Consider the following 3,342-nt stretch of genomic DNA (forward strand, 5'->3'; position numbering starts at 1 on the left):
TTTGCATGGGGTTGGTAAGTCGGGATGACCCCCTAGCCCAAACAGTGCTCTACCCCCTAGGGTGATACACGAGGCGCTACCTAAATAGCTTTCGAGGAGAACCAGCTATCTCCGAGTTTGATTAGCCTTTCACTCCTATCCACAAGTCATCCCCTGGCTTTTCAACGACAGTGGGTTCGGTCCTCCAGTCAGTGTTACCTAACCTTCAACCTGCTCATGGATAGATCACTCGGTTTCGGGTCTAATCCTAGCAACTGTGCGCCCTATTAAGACTCGGTTTCCCTACGGCTCCCCTATACGGTTAACCTTGCTACTAAAATTAAGTCGCTGACCCATTATACAAAAGGTACGCAGTCACAGAACAAGTCTGCTCCCACTGCTTGTACGCATACGGTTTCAGGATCTATTTCACTCCCCTCACAGGGGTTCTTTTCGCCTTTCCCTCACGGTACTGGTTCACTATCGGTCAGTCAGGAGTATTTAGCCTTGGAGGATGGTCCCCCCATCTTCAGACAAGATAACACGTGTCCCGTCCTACTTAATATGTAACTAAAGCTGCTTCGTGTACGGGGCTATCACCCTCTATCGCCACACTTTCCAGAGTGTTCCACTACAACTTTAATTATCGGCTGTTCCCCGTTCGCTCGCCGCTACTAAGGGAATCTCGGTTGATTTCTTTTCCTCCGGGTACTTAGATGTTTCAGTTCTCCGGGTTCGCTTCTTACACCTATGTATTCAGTGCAAGATAACCGTCTTATGACGGTTGGGTTTCCCCATTCGGAAATCGTTGGATCAAAGCTCGTTTACCAGCTCCCCAACGCTTATCGCAGGTTTCTACGTCCTTCATCGCCTCTGACTGCCAAGGCATCCACCGTATGCGCTTAGTCGCTTGACTATATAACCCAAAGAGTCCTCCAGGACGACCTTTTACCATCCCAGTCTTTGTGTCATACACGACCAATCGTAACGTTTCGCCGAATAACGCTTGATATGAATCTCATTTCTTACATTATCCGAGTTAAATGTTTTGCCGCTGATATATGGCAAAACAAATAACCTTAGCAATGTTATTAATAGTCATCACAACTACTAACAACGTTTCTACTATCACATTCCAAATTGTTAAAGAACATTCTGATTCTCTGATCAGAACTAAAAACACTCAAAGCAACGCTTTGAATATCTTTAGTTATGAACAGAAATTGGTGGAGCTAAGCAGGATCGAACTGCTGACCTCCTGCGTGCAAGGCAGGCGCTCTCCCAGCTGAGCTATAGCCCCATCTCTGGACTCGGCCTTCTGATAATTGGTAGGCCTGGGCAGACTTGAACTGCCGACCTCACCCTTATCAGGGGTGCGCTCTAACCACCTGAGCTACAGGCCTATTGTTCTTTAAATCTCAACCAAGCAATTCGTGTGAACTCTGACCGAAACGTGCACGTTTCGTTTAAGGAGGTGATCCAGCCCCAGGTTCCCCTAGGGCTACCTTGTTACGACTTCACCCCAGTCATGAACCACACCGTGGTAATCGTCCCCCCGAAGGTTAGACTAACTACTTCTGGTGCAATCCACTCCCATGGTGTGACGGGCGGTGTGTACAAGGCCCGGGAACGTATTCACCGTGACATTCTGATTCACGATTACTAGCGATTCCGACTTCATGGAGTCGAGTTGCAGACTCCAATCCGGACTACGATAGGCTTTCTGGGATTAGCTCCACCTCGCGGCTTAGCGTCCCTTTGTATCTACCATTGTAGCACGTGTGTAGCCCTGGTCGTAAGGGCCATGATGACTTGACGTCGTCCCCACCTTCCTCCGGTTTGTCACCGGCAGTCTCCTTAGAGTTCCCACCCGAAGTGCTGGCAAATAAGGATAAGGGTTGCGCTCGTTACGGGACTTAACCCAACATTTCACAACACGAGCTGACGACAGCCATGCAGCACCTGTCACTGCGTTCCCGAAGGCACCAATCTATCTCTAGAAAGTTCGCAGGATGTCAAGACCAGGTAAGGTTCTTCGCGTTGCATCGAATTAAACCACATGCTCCACCGCTTGTGCGGGCCCCCGTCAATTCATTTGAGTTTTAACCTTGCGGCCGTACTCCCCAGGCGGTCTACTTAGTGCGTTAGCTGCGCCACTAAGGAATCAAGTTCCCCAACGGCTAGTAGACATCGTTTACGGCGTGGACTACCAGGGTATCTAATCCTGTTTGCTCCCCACGCTTTCGCACCTCAGCGTCAGTATCAGTCCAGGTGGCCGCCTTCGCCACTGATGTTCCTTCCAATCTCTACGCATTTCACCGCTACACTGGAAATTCCACCACCCTCTACTGTACTCTAGCGAACCAGTTCCAAATGCAGTTCCCAGGTTGAGCCCGGGGCTTTCACATCTGGCTTAGTAAGCCGCCTACGCGCGCTTTACGCCCAGTAATTCCGATTAACGCTCGCACCCTCAGTATTACCGCGGCTGCTGGCACTGAGTTAGCCGGTGCTTCTTCTGTAGGTAACGTCAATCCTCGCAGGTATTAACTACGAGGCCTTCCTCCCTACTGAAAGTGCTTTACAACCCGAAAGCCTTCTTCACACACGCGGCATGGCTGCATCAGGCTTGCGCCCATTGTGCAATATTCCCCACTGCTGCCTCCCGTAGGAGTCTGGGCCGTGTCTCAGTCCCAGTGTGGCTGATCATCCTCTCAGACCAGCTAGAGATCGTCGCCTTGGTGAGCCATTACCTCACCAACTAGCTAATCTCACGCAGGCCCATCCAATAGCGAGAGCCGAAGCCCCCTTTCCTCCGTAGAGCGTATGCGGTATTAATCCGGTTTTCACCGGGCTATCCCCCACTACTGGGCAGGTTCCTACGCGTTACTCACCCGTCCGCCGCTCGTCAGCATCTAGCAAGCTAGATCTGTTACCGCTCGACTTGCATGTGTTAAGCCTGCCGCCAGCGTTCAATCTGAGCCATGATCAAACTCTTCAGTTTAATCTTCAAGTGTCATCCCGAAGGACAACTAAATTTGTCTCAAGTAAAACTACTGTAATTACAATAAATGAATTCACAGAACGTTGACTTGATAATCTCTTAATAGCACCCAAAAACTTAATGTCTTCAGTGCTTTACGTGACATCATCTCAGTCAGCGCCCACACGAATTGCTTGGCTAATTTTTAAAGATCGTTGCTTGATGACCGTTTCCGTTCCCTCAAGCGAGGCGCGTATTCTACAGAGCCTCAGTTGATTGTCAACACCTTTTCTTAACTTTCTGAATTTAATTTTCTAAGCAACTAACTTATTGAAATCAAACTCAAAATTAGGTGTTAACTTCTCGCTTATTTCCAACCCTTT

General features: G+C 49.2%; 2 tRNA genes and 2 rRNA genes. All 4 read right to left on the reverse strand.

The window, feature by feature from the left end:
- A 23S ribosomal RNA gene (locus A3739_RS08765) occupies positions 1 to 895 on the reverse strand; the annotation flags it as partial.
- Positions 896 to 1,203: 308 nt separating this feature from the next.
- Positions 1,204 to 1,279 (reverse strand) — tRNA-Ala (locus A3739_RS08770).
- A 26-nt stretch (positions 1,280 to 1,305) separates the two neighbouring features.
- Positions 1,306 to 1,382, reverse strand: a tRNA-Ile gene (locus A3739_RS08775).
- A gap of 64 nt (positions 1,383 to 1,446) precedes the next feature.
- Positions 1,447 to 2,980: ribosomal RNA gene (locus A3739_RS08780) — 16S ribosomal RNA — on the reverse strand.
- Between the last annotated feature and the right edge of the window lie 362 nt (positions 2,981 to 3,342).

This window comes from Oleiphilus sp. HI0067, assembly GCF_001635735.1.